Origin of the sequence: Thioalkalivibrio sp. K90mix, assembly GCF_000025545.1 — a bacterium.
Lineage (GTDB): Bacteria > Pseudomonadota > Gammaproteobacteria > Ectothiorhodospirales > Ectothiorhodospiraceae > Thioalkalivibrio.
Window position 1 is genome coordinate 2,233,874 of sequence record NC_013889.1, and the last position, 25,278, is coordinate 2,259,151.

Consider the following 25,278-nt stretch of genomic DNA (forward strand, 5'->3'; position numbering starts at 1 on the left):
GGATGACCCACGTCAGCTTCTACCTGCTGCAGGACCCGGCCCCGGAGGCGCGGCTGCGCTTCACCTGCCGCCTGGCGAAAAAGGCCAGCGGCCAGGGGCATCGCGTGCACATCCACACCGGCTCGCCGGAGCTGACCCGCACCCTGGACGAGTGGCTGTGGACCTTCGAGGACACTACCTTCCTGCCGCACAGCACCGACGTGCGCAACACCGACGTGCCGGTCTCCCTGCACGAGGCCCATGCCCCTTCGGATCGCTGCGACGTGCTGATCAATCTGGCGGCCGACGTGCCGGAATACTGCGGCCGCTTCGAGCGCGTCGCCGACATCGTCGGCGGCGAGGAGTCGGAGCGCGAGGCCGGCCGCGCCCGCTACCGCTACTTCAAGGAACGCGGCTACCCACTGAAGCACCACAACATCTGACACGCACCACGCCAGGGAAACACGGACTCTTCAGGCCTTGTGCCAGATCAGCACCTGGTTGTTGACCGGCATCTCCACGACCTCGGCCCGGCCGAGACTATGCTGCCCGGCCAGCGCGTCCAGATCGGCGCGGTCGCGCACGCCCATGCCCGGGTCCTGCTGACGCAGCATCGCGTCGAAACGGGCATTGGACGACGCCGTGTGCGTGCCGTCATGCGCGAACGGGCCGTACAGCGCAAAAATGCCGCCCGGCGCCAGCACCCGCCCCACGCCAGCAAAAAAGACCTCGACCGCCGGCCAGTGCATGATGTGCACGGTATTCGCGCTGTAAACGTAGTCGAAAGGCCCCTCGGGCCAGGGGTCGGCCACCACGTCCAGCGCCACGGGCGCCCGCAGATTCGGCAGCGCCGCGTCCGCGCGCCAGGCCTCCACCCCCGGGAGATTCTCCGCGACATCGCTCGGGAGCCAGTCAAGGTGTGGCAGGGCGCCGGCGAAGTACGCCGCGTGCTGCCCTGTTCCCGCCCCGACCTCCAGCACACGCCCCGGTGCGGCAAAACGCTCGCGCAACACGGACAGGATGGGGTCGCGGTTCTCCTCCGCGGCTGGGGCGTACGGCTTGTGTCGGGACATCATCTCTCCTGCATACGATTTCGGGTCATTCTGGACGCACCCGGGGCGGACTGCCATGATCGAGGGACATCCCGACCACAGGCCCGCCCCATGTCGCACCCCCGCTGGTTTGCCTGGCCCCGAGTCCTGATCGTTTCCCTGGCGCTCACCCTCGCGCTCGCCGCCAGTGACGCGCTCGCCCGCGAAGTCGATCCGGAGGCACTGGAACGCGTGCTGCCGGTGGAACTGGCGACGGTCGGCATGGACGCCCAGACCGGCGCTCCGATCGCCCTGCTGCGCGACCCCGACTCCGGCGAGGTGGTACCGATCGTGATCGGCCCCGACCAGGCGCAGGCCATCCTGCTGGCGATGCATGAGGTCCAGCTGTCGCGCCCGCAGACGCACGACCTGATGATCAATCTGCTGGAGGAACTGGATGCCACCCTGGAGCGCGTGATCGTCGACGGCCTGGTCGACGGCACCTACCTTGGCTGGCTGGAGCTGCGCGTGGAAGGCGAGGACGAACCGCGCTACATCGACACCCGCCCCAGTGACGGCCTGGCCCTGGCCGTGCGCACCGGTGCCACGATTGCGGTCTCGCCCGACGTCCTCGAGGCCGACGTGCCGTTCGAATACAGCCCGCCCGGCGACGACGAGGTGGTGACCGCGCTCGGCATCACCGTGATCGCGGTGCGCGACGACCTGCGCGAGGCACTGGAACTGCCGGATGAACCCGGCGTGCTGGTCAGCCGCGCCCAGGGCGCTGCCGCAGCCGCCGGCCTGGCGCAGGGCGCGCTGATCCTGGAGGTAAACGGGCAAACTCCCGAGACCCCGATCGAATTCCTGGATGCGGTCTCCGAGACCCCGGATGGCGAAGAGGCGGAGATCCGCTTCTGGCTGGACGGCGAGGAACAGACCATCACTCTGCCCACCGACGTCCCGCAGATCGAAGAGTCGGACGACGCGCTGGCCGTGTAGCGGAACTGGCCAGGAAAGAAGTCAGTCGGCAGTCGGCAGCCGCGGGCGCAGCCAGTCCAGCGTCGCGGCCGTGGCCGCGTCCGGCTGCCCGCCCTCGCCGCGCAGGGCCTGGAGGGCCTCACCCGCCAGCTGCTTGCCAAGCTCCACGCCCCACTGGTCGAAGGCATTGATACCCCAGAGCGTCGCGAGCACATAGATCTTGTGCTCGTACAGCGCGATCAGCGCCCCGAGCGTGGCCGGATCGAGTTGCTCGAGCAGGATCACGGTGCTGGGCCGGTTGCCCGGGAAAGTCCGGTGCGGGGCCAGGGCATCGATCTGCTTGGGGGCGGTCCCGGCCGCGGCCATCTCCGCGCGCACCGTGCCCTCGTCCTTGCCGAGCGCCAGGGCCTGCGCCTGCGCTACCAGGTTCGCCAGCAGCAGCGGGTGCTGGGCCGGCAGGTCGTGTTCCGGCCGGGCCACGCCGATAAATTCCGCCGGGATCACCCGCGTACCCTGATGGAGCAGCTGAAAGAACGCGTGCTGGCCATCGGTGCCGACCGCCCCCCAGACGATGCTGCCGGTATCCTCCTCCACCGGGCGGCCATCCAGACGCACCCGCTTGCCGAGACTCTCCATCTCTGCCTGCTGCAGATAGGCGGGCAGCAGGGCCAGGCGCTCGTCATAGGGCAGGACCGCGCGGGCGCAGGCCCCCAGCAGGTTCTGGTTCCAGTAGTCGACCAGGGCCATGCGTACGGCGGCGTTGTCGGCGAGGGGCGTGGCGCGCACGTGCTCGTCCATCATGTGCGCCCCGCCGAGGAAGGCGCGGAAGCCATCCATGCCCAGCAGCAGCGCCACCGGCAGACCGATCACCGACCACACCGAATAGCGCCCGCCCACCCAGTCCCAGAAGCCGAACATGTTGGCCGGGTCGATCCCGAACGCCACCACCCGCTCGCGCGCGGTGGACACCGCGACGAAGTGGCGCGCGACCGCCTCCTCGGGAAAGTGGCCAAGCAGCCAGTCACGCGCGGCGCGGGCGTTGGTCAGGGTCTCCTGCGTGCCGAAGGTCTTGGAGGCGACGATGAACAGAGTCGTCTCGGGGTCGGCCTCGCGCAGCTCGGCGGACAGTGCGGCGCCATCCACGTTGGAGACAAAGCGCACGGTTAGCGGATCGCCCTCGGCGGTCGGCCGCGCGTGTGCGGCCAGTGCACGACAGACCATGCGCGGGCCCAGGTCGGAGCCGCCAATACCGATATTGACCACGCGCCGGATCGGGCGCCCGGTATGGCCCATATGCTCACCCGTGTGGACCCGCCGCACGAAGGCCTCCATGCGCTCGAGTTCCGCATGCACCACACGCGCCAGGTCCTCGCCTTCGACCTCGCAGCACGCCCCGGGCGGCAGGCGCAGCGCTGAATGCAGAGCCGCCCGCCCCTCGGTGATGTTCACGCGCTCGCCCGAGAACAGGCGCTCCAGGGCCCCGGACACACCGCAGCGGTTCGCGTGCGCCGCCAGGGCCTGCCACGCCGGACCGTCCAGCCGCTGGCGCGTCCAGTCCAGGCGCAGCCCCGCGATCTCCTGCACATCCCGCTGCACCCGGCCCGAGTCCTCTTCCAGCAGGTTTCGCAGGGGGCACTCGTTCAGCCGCTCTGCATGTGCAGCCAGATCATCACTCCGTGCCCCTTCGTTCCCTGAGATCATCCGTGTGCCCCTTGCGATGGTGACTCCAGATTGCCGCGCGCCGCCCAGCCGTTCAATGCCCCGGCGCCCCATATCGCTCCGGGCGCCTGCGTTACACTCTTGGAAACGCAACCGGGGCTCCCGGTTCCACCCGTGTTTCCCCAGGAAATTGTTATGCGCATCCTTTTCGCCAGCAGCGAGGCGTACGGCCTCACCAAGACCGGGGGCCTCGCCGACGTCAGCGCCAGTCTGCCCGTTGCCCTGCGCCGGCGGCGGCAGGACGTACGGCTGGTCGTACCCGGCTATCCGGAGGCCTGCAGCCAGCTGGCCCACGCGCAACCCTTGCCCGGCCCCCCGGATGCGCCCTGGCAGCTGATTGAAGGCCATCTGCCCGGTACCAAACTGCCGGTCTACCTGGTCGACTGGCCGGAGTATTTCCAGCGGGCCGGCAACCCCTACAGCGCCAGCAATGGCACGGACTGGCCGGACAACGCCCAGCGTTTCGCCGGATTCGCCCGGGCGATCACCGCCATCGCCCGCGACGCGGCCGGGCTCGACTGGGCACCGGAACTGGTGCACCTGAACGACTGGCAGACCGGCCTGGTGCCCGTGTTCCTGGACCCCGAGCGCAGTGGCGCCCCGCGCCCGCGCACGATCTTCACGATCCACAACCTCGCCTATCAGGGCCTGTTCCCGGCGCAGGCGATGGACGATCTTGGGCTGCCGTCCGATCTGTGGACCCCGGACGCCCTGGAGTTCCACGACCAGTTGTCGTTCATGAAGGCCGGACTGGTCTTCGCCGACGCCATCACCACCGTCTCGCCCACCTACGCCCGCGAGATCCAGGAGCCGGAATCAGGCATGGGCCTGGACGGCGTGCTGCGTGCCCGCGCCGCCGACCTCTACGGCATCCTGAACGGGGTCGACTACCGCGCCTGGGATCCGTCCCGCGATCGCCACATCGCTCAGCCTTACTCGGCGGAGGACCTGGCCGGCAAGGCCCATAGCAAGGCCGCCCTGCAAAAACGCATGGGACTGGACGTGGACCCCGACGTACCGCTGCTCGGGCATGTCGGGCGCATGGTCGAGCAAAAGGGCGTGGACCTGATCCATGCGGCCTGCACCCCGTTGCTGGAGGCCGGACGTGTGCAGCTCGCCCTGGTCGGCTCCGGACAGAAGGACCTGGAACATGCGACCGGCGCCCTGGCCCGGACCTACACCGGCCGCGTCGGGGTGCATATCGGCTACGACGAGCCGCTGGCGCACCAGATCGAGGCCGGGTCCGACCTGTTCCTGATGCCCTCGCGCTTCGAGCCCTGCGGCCTGAACCAGATGTACAGCCTGCGCTACGGCACCCCGCCGGTGGTGCATGCCACGGGCGGGCTGGCGGACACCGTGGTGCACGCAAGCCCCGAAAACCTGGCCGACGGCACAGCCACTGGCTTCAGCTTCACGCCCGACACGGTCAGCGCCCTGACGCAGGCCCTGGAACGCGCCCTCGAGCTCTACCAGCAGCGCGCCGACGGGCGCTGGGAACAGCTCCTGCGCACCGGCATGACCCAGGAATTCGACTGGACCGCGAGTGCCGAGCACTACCTCTCGCTTTATCGCCAACTGGTTCCCCGCAGGCGACAGGCTACGACCGGCTGATCTGCGCTATAATCATCCTCTTTTCGCGCTAGCAACGTTCCCCACAAGGCCGGCCCATGGGCCGGCCTTGTGCGTGCAGAAGGGCTTATGACTCAAACCGACCTAGACGACCGATTCCTGCCCAAGGACAAGGAACTGCGCGCCCGCGTGCGCCTGTTCGGCGAACTGCTGGGTAACGTCATTCGCAAGCTGGAAGGCCAGACCGTATTCGACGCGGTGGAAAAGCTCCGCCGCGGTTTCGTGAGCCTGCGCAAGGACGAAGATCCCCAGCTGCGCCAGCGTCTGATGGCGGACATCACCCATTTTGACGCAGCCCTGACCGAACGCGTAATCCGCGCGTTCAGCATCTACTTCAGCCTGGTCAACATCGCCGAGGAAGACCTGTTCTACCGCTGGCGGCGCGCGCAGGTCTCCAGCGGAGAACCGCTGTGGACCGGTTCGTTCGACCAGACGCTGCGCGAATTGCACAACGAGGGCGTGACCGCCGCCGAACTGGAACGCCTGCTCGCGGAACTGCACTACCAGCCGGTGTTCACCGCGCACCCCACCGAGGCCCGTCGCCGGACCACGATGGAGAACCAGCGCCGTGTGTTCGAGACGGCCGACCGGCTCAACCAGCCCGAGCTGGGCGAGGAAGAGCGCCGCCTGATCATCGAGGAGCTGGAGACCCAGATCCAGCTACTGTGGCGCACCAACGAGGTGCGGGTGAAAAAGCCGCAGGTCCAGGACGAGATCAAGTACGGGCTGTTCTATTTCGAGGAGAGCCTGTTCGAGGCGATACCGCAGTCCTACCGCTTCCTGGAGAAGGCCATCCGGCGCATCTACGGGGTACACCCCGACGGCAGCCTGCCCGTGCGCATCCCGGCCTTTCTGCACTTCGGCTCCTGGATCGGCGGGGACCGCGACGGCAACCCGAACGTCACCCCGGAAGTCACCGAACTGGCCTGTCGCCTGGCGATGGAACAGGTCCTGCGCGAATACATCAAGCGGGTCAACCACCTGCGCAATGTCCTCACCCACTCGGCCTACATGTGCCAACCGTCGCAGGAATTCCTCGACAGCCTGGACGCCGACAGCAACATCGCCAACGCCGTGTTCCACGGCGCCTCCGACCGTTTCGAGAGCGAGCCGTACCGGCGCAAGCTGTACATCATGCGCTACCGCCTGCGCGAGACGCTGGAGACGGTCTGCCGGCGCATCCAGGGCGAAGCGGCCGTGCTGCCGACCAACAGCGCCTACGCCGACGCCGATGCCTTTCTGCAGGACCTGAACCTGATCCGCGACTCGCTGATCAGCCATGGCGACCGCAACATCGCCTCCGGCGCGCTGACCGACCTGATCCGCCTGGTCGAGACCTGCGGCTTCCACCTGCATCACCTGGATGTGCGCCAGGAGTCCACGGTCCATGGCGAGGCCGTCGCCCAGCTGCTGCAGCAACTGGCCCCGGAGGTCGACTACAACACGCTGGACGAGTCCGACCGTCAGAAGGTCCTGAGCGATCTGATCGCGGCACCGGCGCTGGCCGATCTGAATCGCGAGGCCCTCGACGAGGGCGCGCTGGAGACCCTGCGCGTATTCGAGGTCATCCAGGCGATGCGCCGCGAGATCGGTCCGGACGGCATCGGCACCTATGTGATCTCGATGACCCATGCCGCCTCGCATGTGCTGGAGGTCCTGCTGCTGGGCCGTCTGGCGGGGCTGGCCGGCGAAGACGAGAGCGGCGAGCCGTTCTGCCACCTGCGCATCTCGCCACTGTTCGAGACCATCGAGGACCTGCTGCACGTCGAGGATGTGCTGGAGGGCCTGCTGTCCAACCCGGTCTATGCCCGCCTGCTGACCGCCTCCGGCAACGTCCAGGACGTGATGCTTGGCTACTCCGACTCCTGCAAGGATGGCGGCATCCTCGCCTCCAGCTGGAACCTCTACGAGGCGCAGAAGAAGATCGTCGGGATCACCGACCGCTTTGGCGTGCGCTGCCAGCTGTTCCACGGGCGCGGCGGCACCGTGGGCCGCGGTGGCGGCCCGACCCATGAGTCCATCCTCGCCCAGCCCCCGGCCACCGTGCAGGGGCGGATCAAGTTCACCGAGCAGGGCGAGGTACTGTCGTACAAGTACTCCAATGCAGAGACCGCGGTCTACGAACTGGGCATGGGGGCGACCGGTCTGATGCTCGCCTCGCGCAGCCTGATCCGCCCGGCACGCCAGGACCGTGACGAATACCGCGCCACGATGGACGAGCTGGCCCGTGCCGGCGAGGATGCCTACCGCGACCTGATCGACCGCACACCGGGGATTCTCGACTACTTCTACGAGATCACCCCGGTGCAGGAGATCGGTTTCCTGAACATCGGCTCGCGGCCCTCGCACCGGCGCAAGACGGACCGTTCCAAGAGCTCGATACGGGCGATCCCCTGGGTGTTCGGCTGGGCGCAGTCGCGCCATACCCTGCCCGCCTGGTACGGGATCGGATCGGCGCTGGAGCAGTGGCGGGGCGAGGATCCGGCACGCCTGGAACAGCTGCAGCGGATGTACCAGGAGTGGCCGTTCTTCCGGTCCCTGCTGTCAAACTGCCAGATGGCGCTGACCAAGGCCGACATGCGCACCGCGGCCGAGTACGCGCGCCTTTGCAGCGATCCGGCACTGGCCGAGCGCCTGTACTCGCGCGTACGCGAGGAACACACGCGCACGGTCAACGAGGTCCTGCGCGTCGCCCGGCTGGACAACCTGATGGACGAGACGCCGCTGCTGGCGCGCTCGCTGCAACGGCGCAACCCGTATCTGGACCCGCTCAACAGCATCCAGATCCACCTGCTGCGCGAGTCGCGTCAGTTCGATGCCCAGGCCGACGATGACGCGGACAACCCCTGGCTGTCGCCACTGCTGCGCTCGATCAACGCGATCGCCGCCGGGATGCGCAACACGGGCTGAACACAGTCATCCGCCCCCGCGCTGGACCGGGGGGCGGTGCGCACCGCCTTGCGTTAGAATCGCGGCATGCGCCTGCTGCTGCTCATCGTTGCCATCGTCGCTGTCTTTCTGGCGGTCCGCACCCTGGTGCGCTCCACCAGCGCACGCAAGGAGTCCGTCTCGCGTGACACCCGCCCCGAACGCCTGAAGGAAGGCGGCGCGGTGATTCGTTGCGCCTACTGTGGCGTACACGTCCCGGAGGCCGAGGCCCACCGCGATGGCGATCGCCTCTACTGCTCCCCGCAACACGCCGAGATCGACCGCAACCGGCAGAACGCCGGGCCCGGTTCCGACTCGGGCGCCGACTGATCCAGCGGGAGGTCGGCATCCATGGGGGGCCCCATCGCGCTTGATGCCGACACGCGCCGCTCGGCCTGGCTGTTCGCGCTCTACCGGGTCTTTGTCGCCAGCGTCCTGCTGATCCTGGGGCTGGTGCCCGAGGGCCCCGTGGGGCTGCAAGCCGTGGCACCGGAGATGTATCCCGCGCTCGCCGGTGGCTATCTGGTCTTTGCGCTGTTCGTCGCGGCGATGACCTGGCGCCCGGCCCGCGACCCCAACACGACCAGTCTGGCGGCTCTCGCGCTACTGGGCGGGATTGGCGACACCATCAGCCTGGTCGCGCTGGTCCTGGTCGCAGGCGGCGTGGGCACCGGCATCGGCCTGTTGCTGATCCCCGCGGTGGTGGCCGCCACCCTGCTCTCCGGAGGACGGCTGAGCCTGTCGCTGGCAGCCGTGGCCACCCTGGGCCTGCTAACGGCCGAGGCAGCCGCGATTGTTCTGCTGGACCAGGACGGCTCGGGCCTGACCCAGGCCGGGCTGCTCGGCGCCACGCTATTCGCCGCCGGGCTTCTCGCCCGGCATGTCGCACGCCGGGCCGGGGCGACCCGCGCCCAGGTCGAGCGACAGGAAGAGGACCTGGCCAACCTCGCCGAACTCAACGCCCAGATCATCGCGCGGATGAGCGCCGGCGTCATCGCGGTCGACCCGGATGGCGAGATCCGTTCGATCAACGAGGCCGCGCGCCGCCTGCTCCCGCCTCGCCCCGGCCGCCAACTGGCCGCGATCTCGCCCGCGCTGGCCCAGCGGGTCGAGCAATGGCAAAGCACGGGGATGCGCACGGACACGCAACAGCTGCCGGGGGATCGTGACCAGCCCGCCCTGCAGGTCCGCCTGACCCCCCTGGGCGACCGCGGGACACTCCTGATCCTTGAGGATCTCGCGGAGATCCAGCGCCAGGCACAGGCCAGCAAGCTGCAGGCGCTCGGCCGCCTGACCGCGAGTATCGCCCACGAGATCCGCAATCCGCTGGGCGCGATCAGCCACAGTGCCCAGTTGCTCGCCGAGTCACCCCAGCTGACCCGGCCCGACCAACGCCTGCTGACCATCATCAACAAGCAGAGCAAGCGCGTGAACGAGCTGATCTCCAACGTGCTGAGCCTGTCGCGACGCGATACCGGGCAACGCGAGCGGCTGAACCTGCAGGAGTTTCTCGACCGCTTCGTCGACGAGTTCTGCGGCGCCCTGCAGATCCCGCGCGTCGCACTGCACGCCAGGGTCGAGCCGTATGATTCCGAAGTGCTGTTCGACCCGTCGCAGCTGAATCAGGTCCTGTGGAACCTGTGCACCAATGCCCGCATACACGGGGGCCACGACCAGCCGGGCGCACCGCCGATCGTGCTGCGTGGCGGCGCCGGCCAGGTCGCCCGGGTAGTCAGTCTCGATATCCTCGACGCAGGACCCGGCATTGCGCCGGATCAGCGCTCCGACCTGTTCGAACCGTTTGTCTCGAGCAGCGGCGGGGGTTCCGGGCTGGGCCTGTACATCTCGCGCATGTTGTGCGAGAACAACGGGGCAACCCTGGAGTACGTCAGCACACCCACCGGCGGGTGCTTCCGCATCCTGTTCGCCCCGACCGAAACAGTCGCGGGCAATAGCAGCACGGAAGCATCGTCGACGGACCCCGCGAGGGAACGCGCATGAGCATTCGCCACGTCCTGGTCGTGGACGACGAACCGGACATCTGCGAACTCCTCGAGATCACCCTCTCCCGCATGGGGATCGAGGCCACCACGACGGAACACCTGAACGGGGCGCGCGAACTGCTCGCCGCGCGGGACTTTGACCTCTGTCTGACCGACATGCGCCTGCCCGATGGCGACGGGCTGGACCTCGTGCGCCACATCCAGGGTCAGCGCCCGGACCTTCCGGTGGCCGTGATCACGGCCCACGGGAGTGTGGACACCGCTGTCCAGGCCCTCAAGCTGGGCGCATTCGACTTTGTCAGCAAGCCGGTGGACCTGCAGCAGCTGCGCGAGCTGATTGACACCGCACTGCGAATGGAACCCGCCCCCGACCTGCCCGGCGCGCTGAATACCGACACGGTCCCGGACGCCGAAACCACCCGCATCGACAGCCCCCTGCTCGGTCAGGCCCCGCCGATGCAGACCCTGCGAGCGACGATCCAGAAGCTGGCGCGCAGCCAGGCACCGGTGTTCATCCGTGGCGAATCCGGCTCCGGCAAGGAGCTGGTGGCACGCGAGATCCATCGCCTGGGGCCGCGCAGTGATCGCCCATTTGTGCCGGTCAATTGCGCGGCAATCCCCGGCGAGTTGATGGAGAGCGAGTTCTTCGGCCACCGCAAGGGGGCCTTCACCGGGGCCACGCAGGATCACACCGGGCTGTTCCAGGCCGCCAGCGGCGGCACGCTGTTTCTCGACGAGGTCGCCGACCTGCCGCTGCCCATGCAGGTCAAGCTGCTGCGCGCGATCCAGGAACGCGCGATCAAGCCGGTCGGGGGCACGCGCGAGATCCCGGTGGACGTGCGCCTTTTGTCGGCCACCCACCACGACCTGGAGCGCGCGGTGGCCGAGGGGCGCTTCCGCCAGGACCTCTACTACCGCCTGAACGTGATCGAACTGAAGGTCCCTGCGCTACGTGAACGACGCGAGGACATCCCGGTGCTGGCCCAGTGCGTGCTGGCACGGATCAGCGAGCAGTGGGGTACCGAACCGCTGGAACTGGCGCCGGACGCACTCGAGGTTCTCGCCCGGCATCCCTTCCCGGGGAACGTGCGCGAACTGGAGAACATCCTCGAACGCGCGGCCACCCTCAGCGAGGGCCCCACGATACACGCCGACAGCATTGACCTGCCCCGTTCCGCACATGGCGAACCCTTGCCATCGGCCGAGGCCCCGGGCTTTGTACCACCCCCGCCCCGGCGCGAGATACCGACGGCCACGGCGGACGACGTCGCCCTGGACCAGCGCCTGGCCGAGCAGGAACGCCAGGCCATCGCCACGGCGCTGCAGCAGACCGGCGGCAACCGCACGGCGGCGGCGCGCCTGCTTGGGCTCAGCTTTCGCCAGCTGCGCTATCGGCTCAAGAAGCTCGGGATCGAGTAAAAGGGACAGATCAGGCGCGGCGCGGCGGCGGGTCGGGGATTCTCGCCAGCCACTGTTCGAGCTCGAACAGCGGGAGGCCGACCACGTTGGTATAGGAACCCGCGATCCACTCGACAAAGGCGGCACCGCGCCCCTGGATCGCATAGGCCCCGGCCTTGCCGCGGGGCTCGCCCGTCGCCCAGTAGTGCTCGATGTCGGATGGCGTCAGCGGCCGCATGCGCACACGGGTCGTCACAGTGCGCGCCCGCATGGATTCACCGGGGCGGCCCAGCGCCATGCCGGACACCACCCGGTGCTCCCCGCCGGAAAGGCGCTGCAGCATGGCCGCGGCGTCGGCAAAAGCCGCGGGCTTTCCCAGGGCCTCGCCGCCCACCGCGACTACGGTATCCGCGGCCAGCACCCACTGCCCCGGGGCGCTGCGTTCGAGGGCCGCCTCGGCCTTGGCGATGGCGAGGCGCTCGACCAGCACCTCTGGTGACTCGCCCGGCCGCGGGGTCTCGTCCACATCCATCGGGGCTACTTCGAAGACGAGCTGGATCTGCTCCAGCAGCTCGCGGCGGCGCGGGGAGGCGGAGGCCAGTAACAGCGGATGAGCCACGGGCGTCACGCGCGATGGTAGGGGTGGTTGTTCAGCAGCGACCAGGCACGGTAGATCTGCTCGGCGACCAGTACCCGCACCAGCATGTGCGGGAAGGTCAGCGGCGACAGCGACCAGGCCCATTCCGCGCGGGCGCGCACGGCCTCATCCAGCCCCGCGGCCCCGCCGATCACCAGTGCGACATCGCGCCCGTCCTGCTGCCAGTCCGCCAGGCGCCGCGCGACGCCCTTCGTGTCCACACCCTTGCCGCGCTCGTCCAGCAGGATCACGCGGGCGCCCTCGGGGATGGCCTTCAGCAGGATCTCGCCCTCACGCCGCAGCAGCGTGGCCGTATCCATGGACTTGGCCCCGGAGGGGCCGGCCAGGCCCTGCAGGTTCAGGTTCAGCTCGCGCGGCAGGCGACCGGCGTATTCGTCGAAACCGGCCGCCACCCAGTCGGGCATGCGCTTGCCGATCGCGATCAGGTCCAGGCGCATGGCGGCGCGCCCCGGTCAGCCGCGCAGGCGGCGGACGCGCTCCAGGCTGGGGTCTTCCGGGGCGGCCTTTTCGGTATCCGCGGCCTCCTCGGCCAGCCAGAGCTTTTCCAGGTTGTAGAAGTCGCGGGTTTCCGGGAGCATCACGTGGACGATCACGTCGTTCAGGTCCACCAGCACCCACTCCTGGCTCTCCTGGCCCTCGACCCCCAACGGCTGGATGCCGGCCTTCTTCGCCTCGAGTGCGACCGATTCGGCCGCCGACTGCACATGCCGCCCGGAGGTCCCGGAGGCGATCACCATGTAGTCGGCCAGTGTGGTCTTGCCGCGCACATCGATGGTGCGAATGTTCTGCGCCTTGATGTCTTCCAGCGCGGTGGTCACGAGTTCAAGCAGTTGTTCGCTGTTCATGTATCGATCAGGTTCCGTGATGTCGTTGGACCCCGGCCCGGTACAGGCCGTGGTCCTGAATGTAGCGGTTGACGGCGCCGGGGAGCAGAAAGCGCGGGCTGCGCCCGGCAAGCAGTTCTTCGCGGATGGCCGTGGCAGCGATATCGAGCTGGGTCACCGCCTGGAAGTACACCCGGCCGGCGGGAGAGGAGCGCAGCGCGGCCGGGTCATGGGTAGCCGCTTTGCCCCGCCAGCCACCCAGTTCCTGCGAGGCGGGGCTGCCCGGGCGGTGCGAGACCACGATATGCGCCAGCTCGAGGAGCTGCTCCCAGCGATTCCAGGACGGCAGACCGGCGAAGGCATCCATGCCCATGATCAGCACCAGCGGGGTCTCCGGCCCCAGCTCCTCGCGAAAGCTCAGCAGGGTATCGACCGTATAGGAGGGCCCTTCGCGATCCAGCTCCCGGCGGTCGGCCACGAAGCCCGGCACATCGCGGACCGCCTGTTCCACCATCGCCAGGCGGTCAGCGCTGCCGGTGCCCGGGCTCGTGCGATGCGGCGGGACATGACAGGGGACGAAACGCACCTGATCGAGCCCCAGATGCTGCTGGATCTCCAGAGCCGGGCGCAGGTGGCCGAAGTGGATCGGGTCGAAGGTGCCGCCGAGAATCCCGATCACGCGGGAATCGCCCCAGGGAGACGCTGATTCAATCGCGCGTCCGCGCTCGAATCAGCGTCTCCCTTAGCTACGTACATGACCGTCGCCGAACACCACATACTTGAGGGTGGTCAGGCCGTGCAGGCCCACCGGACCGCGCGCGTGCAGCTTGTCGGTGGAGATACCGATCTCCGCGCCCAGACCGTACTCGAAACCATCGGCGAAGCGGGTGGAGGCGTTCACCATCACCGAGCTGGAATCCACCGCGCGCAGGAAGCGCCGGGCCCGGGTGTAGTCCTCGGTCACAATGCTGTCGGTGTGGTGCGAGCCATAGGTGTTGATATGGTCGATCGCCGCATCCAGGTCGTCGACCACGCGGATCGCGAGGATCGGTCCCAGGTACTCGGCTACCCAGTCGTCCTCGGTGGCCTCGGCGATATCCGTCCCGGTGTTCGCGAGGATGGCGCGGGTGCGCGCGCAGCCCCGCAGACTCACCTGGTGCTCCGCCAACGCCGCCGCCAGACGCGGCAGGAAGGCCTCGGCCTGATCCGCGTGCACCAGCAGCGTCTCCATGGTATTGCAGGTGCCATAGCGCTGGGTCTTGGCGTTCACCGCCACGGCCAGCGCCTTGTCGAGAGCGGCCCCGCCATCCACGTAGACATGGCAGACACCGTCCAGGTGCTTGATCACCGGGATCCGCGACTCGTTGCTGACACGCTCGATCAGGCCCTTGCCGCCGCGCGGGACGATCACGTCCACGTACTGCGGCATGCGCAGCAGCGCGCCCACCGCCGCGCGGTCGGTGGTCGGCACCACCTGCACCGCCTCGCGCGGCAGGCCCGCCTGCTCCAGCCCGGCCTGGATGATCGCGGCCAGGGCCTGATTCGAGTGCAGGGCCTCGGAACCGCCGCGCAGGATCGCGGCGTTGCCGGACTTCAGGCACAGGGCCGCGGCGTCGATGGTCACGTTCGGACGCGACTCGTAGATGATGCCGATCACGCCCAGGGGCACGCGCATCTGACCCACCTGGATGCCACTCGGCTGATACGCCATATCGGTGATGGTGCCCACCGGATCGGGCAGCCCGGCCACCTGGCGACAACCCTCGATCATGGTGTCGATGCGTGCGTCGGTCAGCGCCAGGCGGTCCAGCATCGCGGCGTCCAGGCCGCGCTCTCGCCCCGCCTCCAGGTCGCGGCTGTTGGCCTCCACCAGCTCCGCACGCCGCGCGGCGATACCCTCGGCGATCGCGTGCAGTGCCGCGTTCTTCGCGCCCGGCTCGGCCTCGGCCATGCGCCGCGAGGCCACGCGAGCGGCACGTCCCAGGGCTTCGACCTGGGCGATCACGTCGGCGGCAGCGGATTCGGTCGGGTGTACGGCAGCGTTCATGCAATCAGACTCGTTCGGTGTGCAGTGCGGGCAATGGCCGGGACAACCGGCGTCCCGCCATACGGGCCACCAAGTCTAGCAACCCCTGCCGCGCGTTGCCGTTTTCCTGACCCTTGATGACCCGATCCACACGCGCGGCCTCGCCCAGCAGCCCGCGCGCCGCCGGCAGGCTCAACCGCGACATCGCCTGGCGCAGGGCCTTCTGGCCGTCCCCGAAGCTGCCCTGAAAGGCCTCGCGATCCGGCGCCCCGGCCGCCTTGCGTTCCATCGCCTGCACCAGCAGGCGGCATTCGCGCGCCAGCGCCCAGAGAATCAGGGGCTCCGGCTGCCCCTCGTCGAGCAGCCCCTCCAGCATGCGCAGGGCATGGCGGGCATCGCCGCGCAGTGCGGTCGGGGCCAGTGCAAACAGCTCGAAGCGCGCGGCGTCGGTGGTGGCCTCTGCCAGCACGGCCTCGTCGATCTCGGTCACGCCCGCCAGCGCCAGCTTCTCGATCTCCTGGCGCGCGGCCAGCAGATTGCCCTCGATGCGCGAGACCAGCAGCGCCAGCGCCGGCTCCGTGATCGTCAGGCCGTGGCGCTGCAGGCGGGCGCGGACCCACGGACCCAGCTGGGATGGAGGGATCGGGCGCGCGTGGAGCACCACCGCGCGGTTCTCCAGCGCCTTGAACCAGGCCGCCCGACGCATGTCCCGATCCGGCCGCGGGAGCTGCACCAGCAGCACGAGGTCATCCTGGGGCTCGGCCGCATAGGTCTTAAGATGATCACCGCCCACCTTGCCTGGCTTGCCGGTGGCCAGGCGCAGGTCCAGCACGCTGCGCTCGGCGAACAGGGATCGATCGCGGATCGCGGACTCGAACGGCGCCCAGTCGGACTGCGCGGTCATGTCCAGCACGGTCCGTTCCAGATAGCCCTGGTCACGGGCCGCCGCGCGGATCGCATCGGCTGCCTCGATCGCCTGCAGCGGCTCCTCGGCCAGTAGCAGGTAGATCGGCGCCACGCCGCGCGCCAGATCCTGTTCCAGGCGGGCGAGATCCTGGGCCATCAGTCGGTAGGTTCTCCAGTTAAGGGAACACTGATCCATGTACACGCTCGCGCTCGAGTCGCTTTTGCGTGCGAACAAGGCGCGGTGACTGCCGTGCAGTCATTCTGCACAAGGGAGCCGCAACGCGGTTCCCACGCCCGTTTTTGATCACAACGGGCGGCCGAGCCCCTTCGGGGTTGGCACCCCAGGTTCCCCGATCCTGCGTTGCGCCGCTTGCGGGTAGAACCACTACCCGCTGCCCGACGCGCCTTGTCTCGGAAAACCTGGGGTACCAACGCGAGTGTGTACATGGATCAGTGTTCCCTTGACGGCTGGTCATCCTCGAACTCGACATCCGTGCGCAACTGCCCGTCGGCTCCGATCACCGCCTGAATACGACGCTGCAGCTGGCTGACGATATCCCGGTTCATCGCCTCGCGCAGGGTCTCCTCGCGCTCGGAACGGCTGAGCACCGCCGAGCCGTCGAACAGGTAGATCCGACTCGCGTGCAACGTGCCCAGATCCACGGCCTCTCCGTCCACCGGGCGCAGGCGCACGTCCACCGACCGGATCAGTTCGTACTCCGCGACCCGTGCGGCGTCGGTCACCGACAGCGTGCGCCGCCGGTCGCGCACGGAACGCACGTCCAGGGTGGCCCCCTGCCCCTCGGGACGCTGATCGACCACCTCGACCCCGGCCGAGCCGAAGGCCACCGCCAGCTCGCGGTACAGGGAATCACGCGGATTCACGCCAGTGATCTGCACCGGGGCCAGGGCCTCCGGCCAGTCCATGCTGCCGCGCAGCTGGAAGCCGCAGGCGGCCACGGCAACCGCCAGCCATACGACCAGCACTGCGCGTAGCACCGCGCTCATTGCGGCTTCACCACGAAGTTCACCAGGCGACCGGGCACCACGATGACCTTCACCACGTTGTGTCCCTCGATGTGCCGCTGCACGTTCTCGTCACCGCGCGCGGTGGCCTCGATCGCGTCGCGATCGGCACCGGCGGGGACCGCAATCTCGGCGCGTCGCTTGCCGTTCACCTGCACCGCCAGGGTCTCCTGCGCGGCCTGACGCGCGGCCTCGTCGACCGTTGGCCATGCGGTGGTCGCGACCAGCTCGTCATGGCCCAGCGCGCGCCACAGGGTCTCGGTCACATGCGGGATGATCGGCGCCAGCATGCGCACGATGCCCTCCAGCGCCTCCTGGCGCACGACTGCAACCAGCGGCGCATCCTTCGGGAACTTGCCGAGGTCGTTCAGCAGCTCCATGTTCGCGGCCACCGCGGTGTTGAAGGTCTGGCGCCGGCCGATGTCGTCAGTGACCTTGGCGATGGTGTCGTGCAGCTTGCGTCGCAGTTCGCGCCCGGCATCGTCCAGCGCGTCCACCTCCAGCGCGCCCGGCGCATCGCCGTTCACGTGCTCGTGCACCGCCCGCCACAGGCGCTTGATGAAGCGATGCGCGCCCTCGACGCCGGAGTCGGACCACTCCAGCGACAGGTCCGGGGGAGCCGCGAACATGGTGAACAGCCGCGCAGTATCCGCGCCGAAGCGTTCGATCAGGGCCTGCGGGTCCACGCCGTTGTTCTTCGACTTGGACATCTTTTCCATGCCACCGACCATCACCGGCAGACCGTCCTCGCGGTGGCGCGCGGCCTTGACCGAGCCATCCTCTGCGCGCTCCAGCTCGACGTCCGCCGGGTTGATCCAGTCCTTCCCGCCGTCATCGCGCTCGCGGTAGAAGGTCGGCGCGATCACCATGCCCTGGGTCAGCAGCCGGGTGAAGGGCTCGTCCGAGGCCAGCAGGCCCTCGTCGCGCAGCAGCTTGTGGAAGAAGCGCGCATACAGCAGATGCAGCACCGCGTGCTCGATGCCGCCGACGTACTGGTCCACCGGCAGCCAGTGGTCGGCGCGTGCATCCAGCATCGCCGTGTCGTTGTCGGCACAGGCGTAACGGGCGAAGTACCAGCTGGATTCGAAGAAGGTGTCGAAGGTGTCGGTCTCGCGCCGCGCCGGCTTGCCGCACTCCGGGCAACTCGCCTCGAAGAACTCGGGCATGCGCGCCAGCGGCGAGCCGGCGCCGTCCGGGATCACGTCCTCCGGCAGGCGCACCGGCAGGTCTTCTTCCGGTACCGGCACCGCCCCACAGGCGTCACAGTGGATTACCGGAATCGGGCAGCCCCAGTAGCGCTGGCGCGAGATGCCCCAGTCGCGCAGACGGTAGTTGCGCCGACGCCGGCCAAGCCCGGCCTGTTCCAGGTGTTCGGCGATCGCAGCCTTGGCCGCCTCGGAGGCCTGCCCGTCGAAGTCGCCGGAGTTCACCAGCACGCCGGCCTCGGTGAAGGCCGCAGCCTGTACATCGCACTCGGCACCGTCGGCCGGGGCGATCACCTGGCGAATCGGCAGGTCGTATTTCGTTGCGAACTCGTGGTCGCGTTCGTCGTGTGCCGGCACGGCCATCACCGCGCCGGTGCCGTATTCCATTAGCACGAAGTTGGCGACCCAGACCGGGACCTCCGCCCCGGTCAGCGGATGGCGGGCGGTAAAGCCCAGCGGCCGGCCCTTCTTCTCCATGGTCGCCAGATCGGCCTCGGCCACCCCGCCCTGCGCACAGTCGGCGACGAACGCGGCCAGTTCGGCGTCGTTCTCCGCCAGCGCCTGCACCCGCGGGTGTTCCGGGGCCAGCGCCATGTAGGAGACGCCGAACAGGGTGTCCGGGCGCGTGGTGTAGACAGTCAGCGGCTCGCCACCATCCACCGCGAACTCCAGCTCCACGCCCTCGGAACGGCCGATCCAGTTGCGCTGCATGGTACGCACCTGGTCCGGCCAGCCGTTCAGCCCGTCCAGGGCCTCCAGCAACTCGTCGGCGTAGTCGGTGATACGCAGGAACCACTGCGGCATCTCGCGGCGCTCGACCAGCGCACCGGAGCGCCAGCCGCGGCCCTCGATCACCTGCTCGTTGGCGAGCACGGTCTGGTCCACCGGGTCCCAGTTCACCGTGGCCTTCTTGCGATAGACCAGGCCCTTCTTCAGCAGGCGCACGAACAGCCACTGTTCCCAGCGGTAGTAGTCGGCATCGCAGGTGGCGAACTCGCGCGACCAGTCGTAGGCGAAGCCCAGGCGCTTGAGCTGGGTGCGCATCTGCTCGATGTTCTGGCGCGTCCAGGCGGCGGGAGGTACGTGATTCTGCATTGCCGCGTTTTCCGCCGGCAGGCCGAAGGCGTCCCAGCCCATCGGCTGCAGCACGCTCCGGCCCTGCATGCGCTGAAAGCGCGCGATCACGTCGCCGATGGTGTAGTTGCGCACATGGCCCATGTGCAGCTTGCCCGAGGGGTAGGGGAACATGGACAGGCAGTAGAACGGCTCGCCAGGGGCGTCCTCGCGCGCACGGAAGCAGTCGGACTCCTCCCACTGGCGCTGTACCTGCGCCTCGATCTCCTTCGGGGAATACTGCTCCTGCATGCGCCTCACCTGTGCCTTTATCGCGGGAAACAAAGAACTGCGCAGAATACCAGCCGCCCGTACCCCCTCCAAGCAAACCACGCTGACCGGGGCACCCGGGTAACCCGCCGGTTTTCGAGACTGACTTCAAAAAATGACCGGAACCACTGCGCATCGCGACGGACGGAATCAGTGAGCCCACGAAAAAAGTCCCAAGGAGTTGAGGACATGAGTGAGGAAAAGGACGAAATCCCCGTTGTAAAACGCGCCTACCCCGAAGATCTGGGCGAAGTCGAAAGGGAACACACACCCGAGACCGAGAGTCCCGCGATACGCACGGTGGAACCCGACCATCTCGGGACCTGGCTGGGCAAGGGCTGGCGAGACCTCTGGAAAACCCCCGTGGCCCTGATACACGGTCTGGTGATCGCGATCGTCGGCCTGGTGCTGCTGGGAATGTCATGGAACCAGCCCTGGATGGCCTTTTCCTTCCTGGCCGGTTTCCTGTTTCTGGGGCCGGTGCTCGCCGTCGGCGTGAACTACCTGGCGATGGAACGCGAACAGGGGCATTCCACGGGTGCTGGGCTGGGCTGGCTTACCCATCTGGGAGGCTCGGTCTGGGTGTTCGCCCTGCTCCTGGCCCTGATCTTCGTCATCTGGGCAAGCTTTGTCTGGATGTGGATCGCCGTGCTGAATATCGGCGAACTGGGCGTGACCGGGCAGCTGCATCACCTGGTGGGCACCATGCTGACCACGGGCTCCGGGATTATCTCCCTGATCGGCGTGATTGTAGCCGCCGTGGTGTTCGGGCTCATTGTCTTCGTGCTGAGCCTCGTCACCTTGCCCGCCATGATCGATCATCGTGCCCGCGAGGAGGCCCCGCAGACCACGCTGATTGACGCGATCGGGATGAGCCTGAAGGCCTTCAGCCACAACCGGGGCACGCTGATCCTCTGGGGGCTGATCATTACCGCCCTGTTCGCAATCTCGGTGGCCACCGCCCTGCTGGCACTGATCGTGATCTTCCCGTGGCTCGGCTTTGCGATGTGGCACGGCTACCGGGATCTGGTCGAAACTGCGTAAAAAGGCTCTAATCCTGGGGAGGGGCATCCGCCCCTTCCCAGCAATCGACGGAGGAATCGATGAGCGAAGAACGCAGGGACGAGGAACGCGAGAACCGGTTGAGCAGCGCCTACCACCGGATGCTGCACGAGGTCACCGAGGACCTCGAGAAGCTGGAAGACAAGACCAGCAAGGCGATCACCGAGACACTGGAAAACGCCCGCGACCGCGTACAGAAGGCCAGCGACCTCACGCGCGAAGAGGCGCACGAGGTCATGGACTATCTGCGCCGCGACCTGCAGGACTTGGGGGCCTATCTGGACAGCCGCAGCGAGGACTGGCGCGGCTGGCTGCGGATCGATCTCGGGCTGATCGAGGCCAGCGTTCTCAATGCGCTGGAGCGCATCGCCGACAGGACCCGCATCGAGATCACCGAGCTGACCGCCCGCGCCCAGGTGATGGGCGAATGGCACACCGGCGAGATCACCGGCCCCGGCGAGCTGTTGTGCAAGAAGTGCGGCCACGCGCTGCACATGACCAAGGTCGCGCGCATCCCGCCCTGCTCCAACTGCCACAATACGACCTTCCGCCGCGGCCCGGGCGGCCCCGAGGCCGCAGAGGCCTAAGGGCCGTCAGACCGACGGTGGCGGAGTGCGGCGGCGACCCACCGCCGCACCCAGCACCACCAGGACCAGCGCGGCCAGCACCGCCGGGCCCTCACCCAGCGCGGCGGCGGGGGTCAGCCCGGTGCGCGGTTCCAACGTCCCGCGGACCACCTCGCGGGTGAAAAGCCCCGAACGCTCCAGGATACCGCCGTCGGCATCGATCAGCGCCGAGATGCCCGTATTGGTTGAGCGCACCATCGGGCGCCCAGTCTCCACCGCCCGCACCCGGGCGATCTGCAGGTGCTGGGCCGGGGCCAGGCTGTCGCCGAACCAGGCGTCGTTGGAGACATTGACCAGAAATCCGGCCTCCGGCAGGGCCGCGCGGATGTGACGGGCATAGGCGGACTCGTAGCAGATACTGACTCCGGCGGTCGTCCCGGCCATCTCCATGCGGCCATCGCCCCTGCCCGGGGAGAGATCCGACATCGGAATCTGCAGCAACCGGTCCAGCCAGGCCAGGCGGTCGCGCAGCGGGATGTACTCGCCAAAGGGCACCAGCTGACGCTTGTTGTAACCCGCGCCACTGCCGACGTGCACCACCGAGTTGAAGACATCCCGCCCCTCGGCCTCGTAGTCGAAGATCCCCACCACCAGCTCGCCACCGGCCTCGGCCAGCTCGCTTGCGATGCCTTCCAGGGGCCGGTGCACCTCGGTGTAGAAAGCGGGAATCGCGGTCTCCGGCCAGACGACCAAGGCATCCCCGGCGGCCTCGCGGGTCAGCTCCTGATAGATGTCCAGCGAATACTCGATGCCGTCCGGGGCCCACTTGCGCGCCTGGTCGATGTTGCCCTGCACCATCGCCACCGGGATCTCCTCTCCGGTGGGCTCCACCCAGCGCACGAGCCCCAGCACCACGGACGCGATGACCACCGCCACCGCCAGCCCCGCGCCCAGCCAGCGCTGCCCGGACAGGAACACGCTGACCACCGCCACGGCCAGCAACGCGACCATCAGGCCGGCACCCAGCTCCCCGGCCAGAGGCAGCCAGCCCTGCAGCGGGGTATCCAGCACCGTGTGCCCGAACAGCAGCCACGGGAAGCCCGAAAACAGCCAGGACCGGGCCAGCTCCATCAGCACCACGCCGCCGGCCAGGGCCAGCAGACCGGCAGGTCGCGTCAGCGGCAGAAAGCGCGCGGCAACCCCTGCGAGCAGGGCCGGATAAAGGGCCATCACCAGCACGAAGAGCACCGTGATGAACGAGGCCACGACCAGGGGGGCCTGCCCGAACACCAGCAGGCTGTTGAAAATCCAGGTCACGCCGGTCCCGAAGAACCCGAGCCCGAAGGCATAGCCAGTCCAGGCGGCCTGCCGCGTCGGTGCGCCGATCAGCAGGCCAAACCAGACGGCCAGGCCCAGGGGCGCGGCCAGAAACCAGCCGACCGGGGCAAAGGCGAGGGTCGCCCCCGCCCCGGCGACCAGGGCCAGCACTGCAATGGCCCAGGCGGGCAGACGCTCGGCCAGTGGCTGCATCAGGCCCCCTTGTGCTCGCCGCCGCCGTCGGCCGGCTGGCCCTCGAAGGTCTGGCCCGGGTCATCCGAGGCCGGGGCCACGTCGGGCTCCGGCAGGCGCATCTCCAGCAGATGCAGGCGGCGGTTGTCCGCGCGCAGCACGCGAAAGCGCATCCCGTCGATCACGATCTGCTCGCCGCGGCGCGGCACATGGCCAAAGTGCGACAGCACCAGCCCGCCAATGGTGTCGAAGTCATCCTCGCTGTAGGCAGTCTGGAAGTAAGCGTTGAACTCTTCCATCGGCGTCAGCGCCTTGATGGTGTAGCGCCCGCCGGGGTGCTGCATGATCTGGGTGAGGTAGTCCTCGACGTCGTGTTCGTCCTCGATCTCGCCGACGATCTGTTCCAGCACATCCTCGATGGTCACCAGCCCGGCCACGCCACCGTACTCGTCCACCACGATCGCCATATGATTGCGGCTCAGGCGGAACTCCTTCAGCAAAACGTTCAAGCGCTTGCTCTCGGGCACGAACACCGCCGGGCGCAGGATCTCCTGCATGTCGAAGGCGGCATCGTCGGGCTCGCCGAAGAAACGCAGCAGGTCCTTGGCCAGCAGGACGCCGACGACCTCGTCGCGGTGGTCCCCGACCACCGGCAGACGCGAGTGGGCGGAGGCGACCACGTCGGGCAGGAACTCGGACAGCCTGGCGTCACGACGCACCACCTCCATCTGCGCACGCGGGATCATGATGTCTCGCACCTGCATGTCGGCCACGTTGAGCACGCCCTCGAGCATGGTCAGGGCCTCGGGATCGACCAGCTCGCGACCGTGCGCGTCGCGCAGCGTCTCGATCAGTTCGCGCCGGGTGGCAGGATCGCGGCGCGGCCACAGGCGCGTCTTCGCGCGCTCCAGCCAACGCCGCCAGGTAGGTTGCTCGTCGGGTACGGGTTCAGGCATTGGGGACAGTTCCGGTGGCGGGCGCGCTTGGGTCACGGGCCGGAGAGCCGGTCTGATAGGGGTCGGGATAGCCTAACCCGGCCAGGATCGAGCGCTCAACGGCCTCCATCGCCTCGGCCTCGCCGGATTCCTGGTGATCCATGCCCTGCAGATGCAGCAGGCCATGCACCACCATGTGACTGTAATGGGCCCGCAGGGACTTGCCCTGTTCGGCCGCCTCACGCGCCAGTACCGGTGCGCAGAGCACGATATCACCGAGATAGCGCGGCTCGCCCGCCGCCATCGGAGGCAGATCGGGGGCGGGGAAGGACAGTACGTTGGTGGCGTAGTCGCGCCCGCGAAAGCCCCGGTTCAGTTCCAGGCCCTCGTCGGCATCCACCACGCGCAGGGCTACGTCGGCCCGGCCGGTCCCACGCCATGCGGCGCGCGCGGCCCGGTGCAGGGTAGCAGCGGACGGGAGCCCCCGGCGCGGCAGGGCATACTGAACCACGACCTCAAGCGTCGCCATCGCCTCGGGGTCCGCCCTCCTGCGCCGCGTCATCCTCGTGTGCGTCGTAGGCCTCGACGATGCGCTGCACCAGCGGGTGGCGCACCACGTCGCCAGCCTGGAACTGCGTAATGCTCACACCCTCCACACCCTGCAGGATCTGCATCGCGTGTTTCAGACCCGAGCGCTGGCCGCGCGGCAGATCCACCTGGGTGATATCGCCGTTGACGACCGCCGTGGAACCAAAGCCGATGCGGGTGAGGAACATCTTCATCTGCTCGACGGTGGTGTTCTGTGCCTCGTCGAGGATGATGAAGGCCTCGTTCAGCGTGCGCCCGCGCATGTAGGCCAGCGGGGCCACCTCGATCACCTGACGCTCCATCAGGCGTGCGGTCTGGTCGAAGCCCATCAGTTCGTACAGGGCGTCGTACATCGGCCGCAGGTAGGGATCGATCTTCTGCGCGAGATCGCCGGGCAGGAAGCCCAGGCGCTCGCCCGCCTCCACCGCCGGACGCACCAGCACCAGGCGCTGCACGCGGTCCTGCTCCAGCGCCGCGACAGCGGCGGCGACCGCGAGAAAGGTCTTGCCGGTCCCGGCGGGTCCGATCCCGAAGCTCAGGTCATGCTGCTGGATCGAGGCCAGGTAGCCGCTCTGGCGCGGACCACGGCCCCGGATCACCGCGCGCTTCAGGCGCAGGGCGGGATCGGCTGCGGCCGGCTCGGCCTCCGCCAGCCCTTCCATATGCGCGGTCTGCAACGCGGCGTGCACCTGTTCCAGGCTGACCGGTTCCTCCTGCGCCATGCGGTGGAGGTCGTGAATCAGCGCGCCGGCAGCCTGCACCGCGGCCTTTGGCCCGGTCAGGTTGAAGCGCGGTCCACGGTTGTGCACCGCCACACCCAGGCGCGACTCGATCAGGCGCAGATGGGCATCCAGCGGACCGGACAGACGCGCCAGCGTCTCCTGGTCACCCGGCTCCAGGGTGAAATCCAGACGGTTGCTCATCA

23 protein-coding genes are annotated in these 25,278 nt (G+C 68.4%); 9 read left to right on the plus strand and 14 right to left on the minus strand.

The annotated features are described in order from the left end of the window. The first annotated feature begins 2 nt into the window (after positions 1–2). A complete protein-coding gene (locus TK90_RS10615) occupies positions 3–422 on the plus strand; it encodes a DNA polymerase III subunit chi (protein ID WP_012983479.1) in 420 nt (139 codons plus the stop codon). A 30-nt stretch (positions 423–452) separates the two neighbouring features. Here TK90_RS10615 and TK90_RS10620 read toward each other — a convergent pair whose 3' ends face one another. Next, positions 453–1,052: a DUF938 domain-containing protein gene (locus TK90_RS10620; protein WP_012983480.1), complete on the minus strand. Its 600-nt coding sequence runs from the start codon at positions 1,050–1,052 to the stop codon at positions 453–455. A gap of 90 nt (positions 1,053–1,142) precedes the next feature. On the opposite strand from TK90_RS10620, the gene TK90_RS10625 reads away from it, so the two are divergent. Next, the gene (locus TK90_RS10625) at positions 1,143–2,009 is read left to right on the plus strand and encodes a bifunctional nuclease domain-containing protein (protein WP_012983481.1); all 867 of its coding nucleotides are present in this window, start codon (positions 1,143–1,145) and stop codon (positions 2,007–2,009) included. A gap of 21 nt (positions 2,010–2,030) precedes the next feature. Here TK90_RS10625 and pgi read toward each other — a convergent pair whose 3' ends face one another. After that, a complete protein-coding gene (pgi, locus tag TK90_RS10630; RefSeq protein WP_012983482.1) occupies positions 2,031–3,689 on the minus strand; it encodes a glucose-6-phosphate isomerase in 1,659 nt (552 codons plus the stop codon). Between the two features lie 153 nt (positions 3,690–3,842). Here pgi and glgA point away from each other — a divergent pair, with 153 nt between their 5' ends. The 5 genes from glgA to TK90_RS10655 all read left to right on the plus strand — a co-directional run bounded on the left by glgA (position 3,843) and on the right by TK90_RS10655 (position 11,686). Further along, on the plus strand, positions 3,843–5,318 hold the full coding sequence (glgA, locus tag TK90_RS10635) for a glycogen synthase GlgA (RefSeq protein WP_012983483.1): 1,476 nt from the start codon (positions 3,843–3,845) through the stop codon (positions 5,316–5,318). Between the two features lie 87 nt (positions 5,319–5,405). After that, positions 5,406–8,246: a phosphoenolpyruvate carboxylase gene (gene ppc / locus TK90_RS10640; RefSeq protein ID WP_012983484.1), complete on the plus strand. Its 2,841-nt coding sequence runs from the start codon at positions 5,406–5,408 to the stop codon at positions 8,244–8,246. Positions 8,247–8,312: 66 nt separating this feature from the next. Then, a complete protein-coding gene (locus tag TK90_RS10645) occupies positions 8,313–8,594 on the plus strand; it encodes a PP0621 family protein (RefSeq protein ID WP_012983485.1) in 282 nt (93 codons plus the stop codon). A gap of 21 nt (positions 8,595–8,615) precedes the next feature. After that, the gene (locus TK90_RS10650; protein ID WP_012983486.1) at positions 8,616–10,265 is read left to right on the plus strand and encodes a PAS domain-containing sensor histidine kinase; all 1,650 of its coding nucleotides are present in this window, start codon (positions 8,616–8,618) and stop codon (positions 10,263–10,265) included. Continuing rightward, positions 10,262–11,686: a sigma-54 dependent transcriptional regulator gene (locus TK90_RS10655; RefSeq protein ID WP_012983487.1), complete on the plus strand. Its 1,425-nt coding sequence runs from the start codon at positions 10,262–10,264 to the stop codon at positions 11,684–11,686. Before TK90_RS10650 ends, TK90_RS10655 begins: the two co-directional genes overlap by 4 nt. Before the next feature lie 10 nt (positions 11,687–11,696). On the opposite strand, the gene TK90_RS10660 is transcribed toward TK90_RS10655, so the two are convergent. From TK90_RS10660 to leuS, 8 genes are all read right to left on the minus strand, one after another. Continuing rightward, entirely contained in the window at positions 11,697–12,293 is a 597-nt protein-coding gene (locus TK90_RS10660) for a nucleoside triphosphate pyrophosphatase (protein ID WP_012983488.1), read from the minus strand. After that, positions 12,290–12,760: a 23S rRNA (pseudouridine(1915)-N(3))-methyltransferase RlmH gene (rlmH, locus tag TK90_RS10665; protein WP_012983489.1), complete on the minus strand. Its 471-nt coding sequence runs from the start codon at positions 12,758–12,760 to the stop codon at positions 12,290–12,292. The genes TK90_RS10660 and rlmH overlap by 4 nt, the downstream gene beginning before the upstream one ends. 15 nt (positions 12,761–12,775) lie before the next feature. Further along, positions 12,776–13,168 (minus strand): ribosome silencing factor, encoded by a 393-nt coding sequence (gene rsfS / locus TK90_RS10670; protein ID WP_012983490.1) that lies wholly within the window; start codon positions 13,166–13,168, stop codon positions 12,776–12,778. A 7-nt stretch (positions 13,169–13,175) separates the two neighbouring features. Beyond that, positions 13,176–13,826, minus strand: a complete 651-nt coding sequence (gene nadD / locus TK90_RS10675; protein ID WP_012983491.1) for a nicotinate-nucleotide adenylyltransferase — start codon at positions 13,824–13,826, stop codon at positions 13,176–13,178. A gap of 63 nt (positions 13,827–13,889) precedes the next feature. Further along, positions 13,890–15,194, minus strand: coding sequence for a glutamate-5-semialdehyde dehydrogenase (locus TK90_RS10680; RefSeq protein ID WP_012983492.1), 1,305 nt, complete (start codon positions 15,192–15,194; stop codon positions 13,890–13,892). A gap of 4 nt (positions 15,195–15,198) precedes the next feature. Beyond that, a complete protein-coding gene (gene holA / locus TK90_RS10685) occupies positions 15,199–16,236 on the minus strand; it encodes a DNA polymerase III subunit delta (RefSeq protein WP_041444277.1) in 1,038 nt (345 codons plus the stop codon). A 293-nt stretch (positions 16,237–16,529) separates the two neighbouring features. Further along, positions 16,530–17,087 carry an LPS assembly lipoprotein LptE gene (gene lptE, locus TK90_RS10690; RefSeq protein WP_012983494.1) on the minus strand — a complete coding sequence of 186 codons (558 nt, stop codon included), beginning with the start codon at positions 17,085–17,087 and terminating at the stop codon, positions 16,530–16,532. After that, a complete protein-coding gene (leuS, locus tag TK90_RS10695; protein ID WP_012983495.1) occupies positions 17,084–19,675 on the minus strand; it encodes a leucine--tRNA ligase in 2,592 nt (863 codons plus the stop codon). The genes lptE and leuS overlap by 4 nt, the downstream gene beginning before the upstream one ends. A gap of 207 nt (positions 19,676–19,882) precedes the next feature. On the opposite strand from leuS, the gene TK90_RS10700 reads away from it, so the two are divergent. Together TK90_RS10700 and TK90_RS10705 are read left to right on the plus strand one after the other, a co-directional pair. Continuing rightward, on the plus strand, positions 19,883–20,737 hold the full coding sequence (locus TK90_RS10700; protein ID WP_012983496.1) for a DUF2189 domain-containing protein: 855 nt from the start codon (positions 19,883–19,885) through the stop codon (positions 20,735–20,737). 59 nt (positions 20,738–20,796) lie between these two features. Next, positions 20,797–21,342 (plus strand): zinc ribbon-containing protein, encoded by a 546-nt coding sequence (locus tag TK90_RS10705; RefSeq protein ID WP_012983497.1) that lies wholly within the window; start codon positions 20,797–20,799, stop codon positions 21,340–21,342. Positions 21,343–21,348: 6 nt separating this feature from the next. On the opposite strand, the gene lnt is transcribed toward TK90_RS10705, so the two are convergent. From lnt to TK90_RS10725, 4 genes are read right to left on the minus strand one after another with little or no spacing between them, the layout of a single operon-like run. Beyond that, on the minus strand, positions 21,349–22,851 hold the full coding sequence (gene lnt, locus TK90_RS10710; protein ID WP_012983498.1) for an apolipoprotein N-acyltransferase: 1,503 nt from the start codon (positions 22,849–22,851) through the stop codon (positions 21,349–21,351). After that, positions 22,851–23,786 carry an HlyC/CorC family transporter gene (locus TK90_RS10715; protein WP_012983499.1) on the minus strand — a complete coding sequence of 312 codons (936 nt, stop codon included), beginning with the start codon at positions 23,784–23,786 and terminating at the stop codon, positions 22,851–22,853. Before TK90_RS10715 ends, lnt begins: the two co-directional genes overlap by 1 nt. Then, positions 23,779–24,294, minus strand: coding sequence for an rRNA maturation RNase YbeY (gene ybeY / locus TK90_RS10720; RefSeq protein ID WP_012983500.1), 516 nt, complete (start codon positions 24,292–24,294; stop codon positions 23,779–23,781). The genes TK90_RS10715 and ybeY overlap by 8 nt, the downstream gene beginning before the upstream one ends. Further along, on the minus strand, positions 24,281–25,276 hold the full coding sequence (locus TK90_RS10725; RefSeq protein ID WP_012983501.1) for a PhoH family protein: 996 nt from the start codon (positions 25,274–25,276) through the stop codon (positions 24,281–24,283). Before TK90_RS10725 ends, ybeY begins: the two co-directional genes overlap by 14 nt. Positions 25,277–25,278 lie beyond the last annotated feature (2 nt).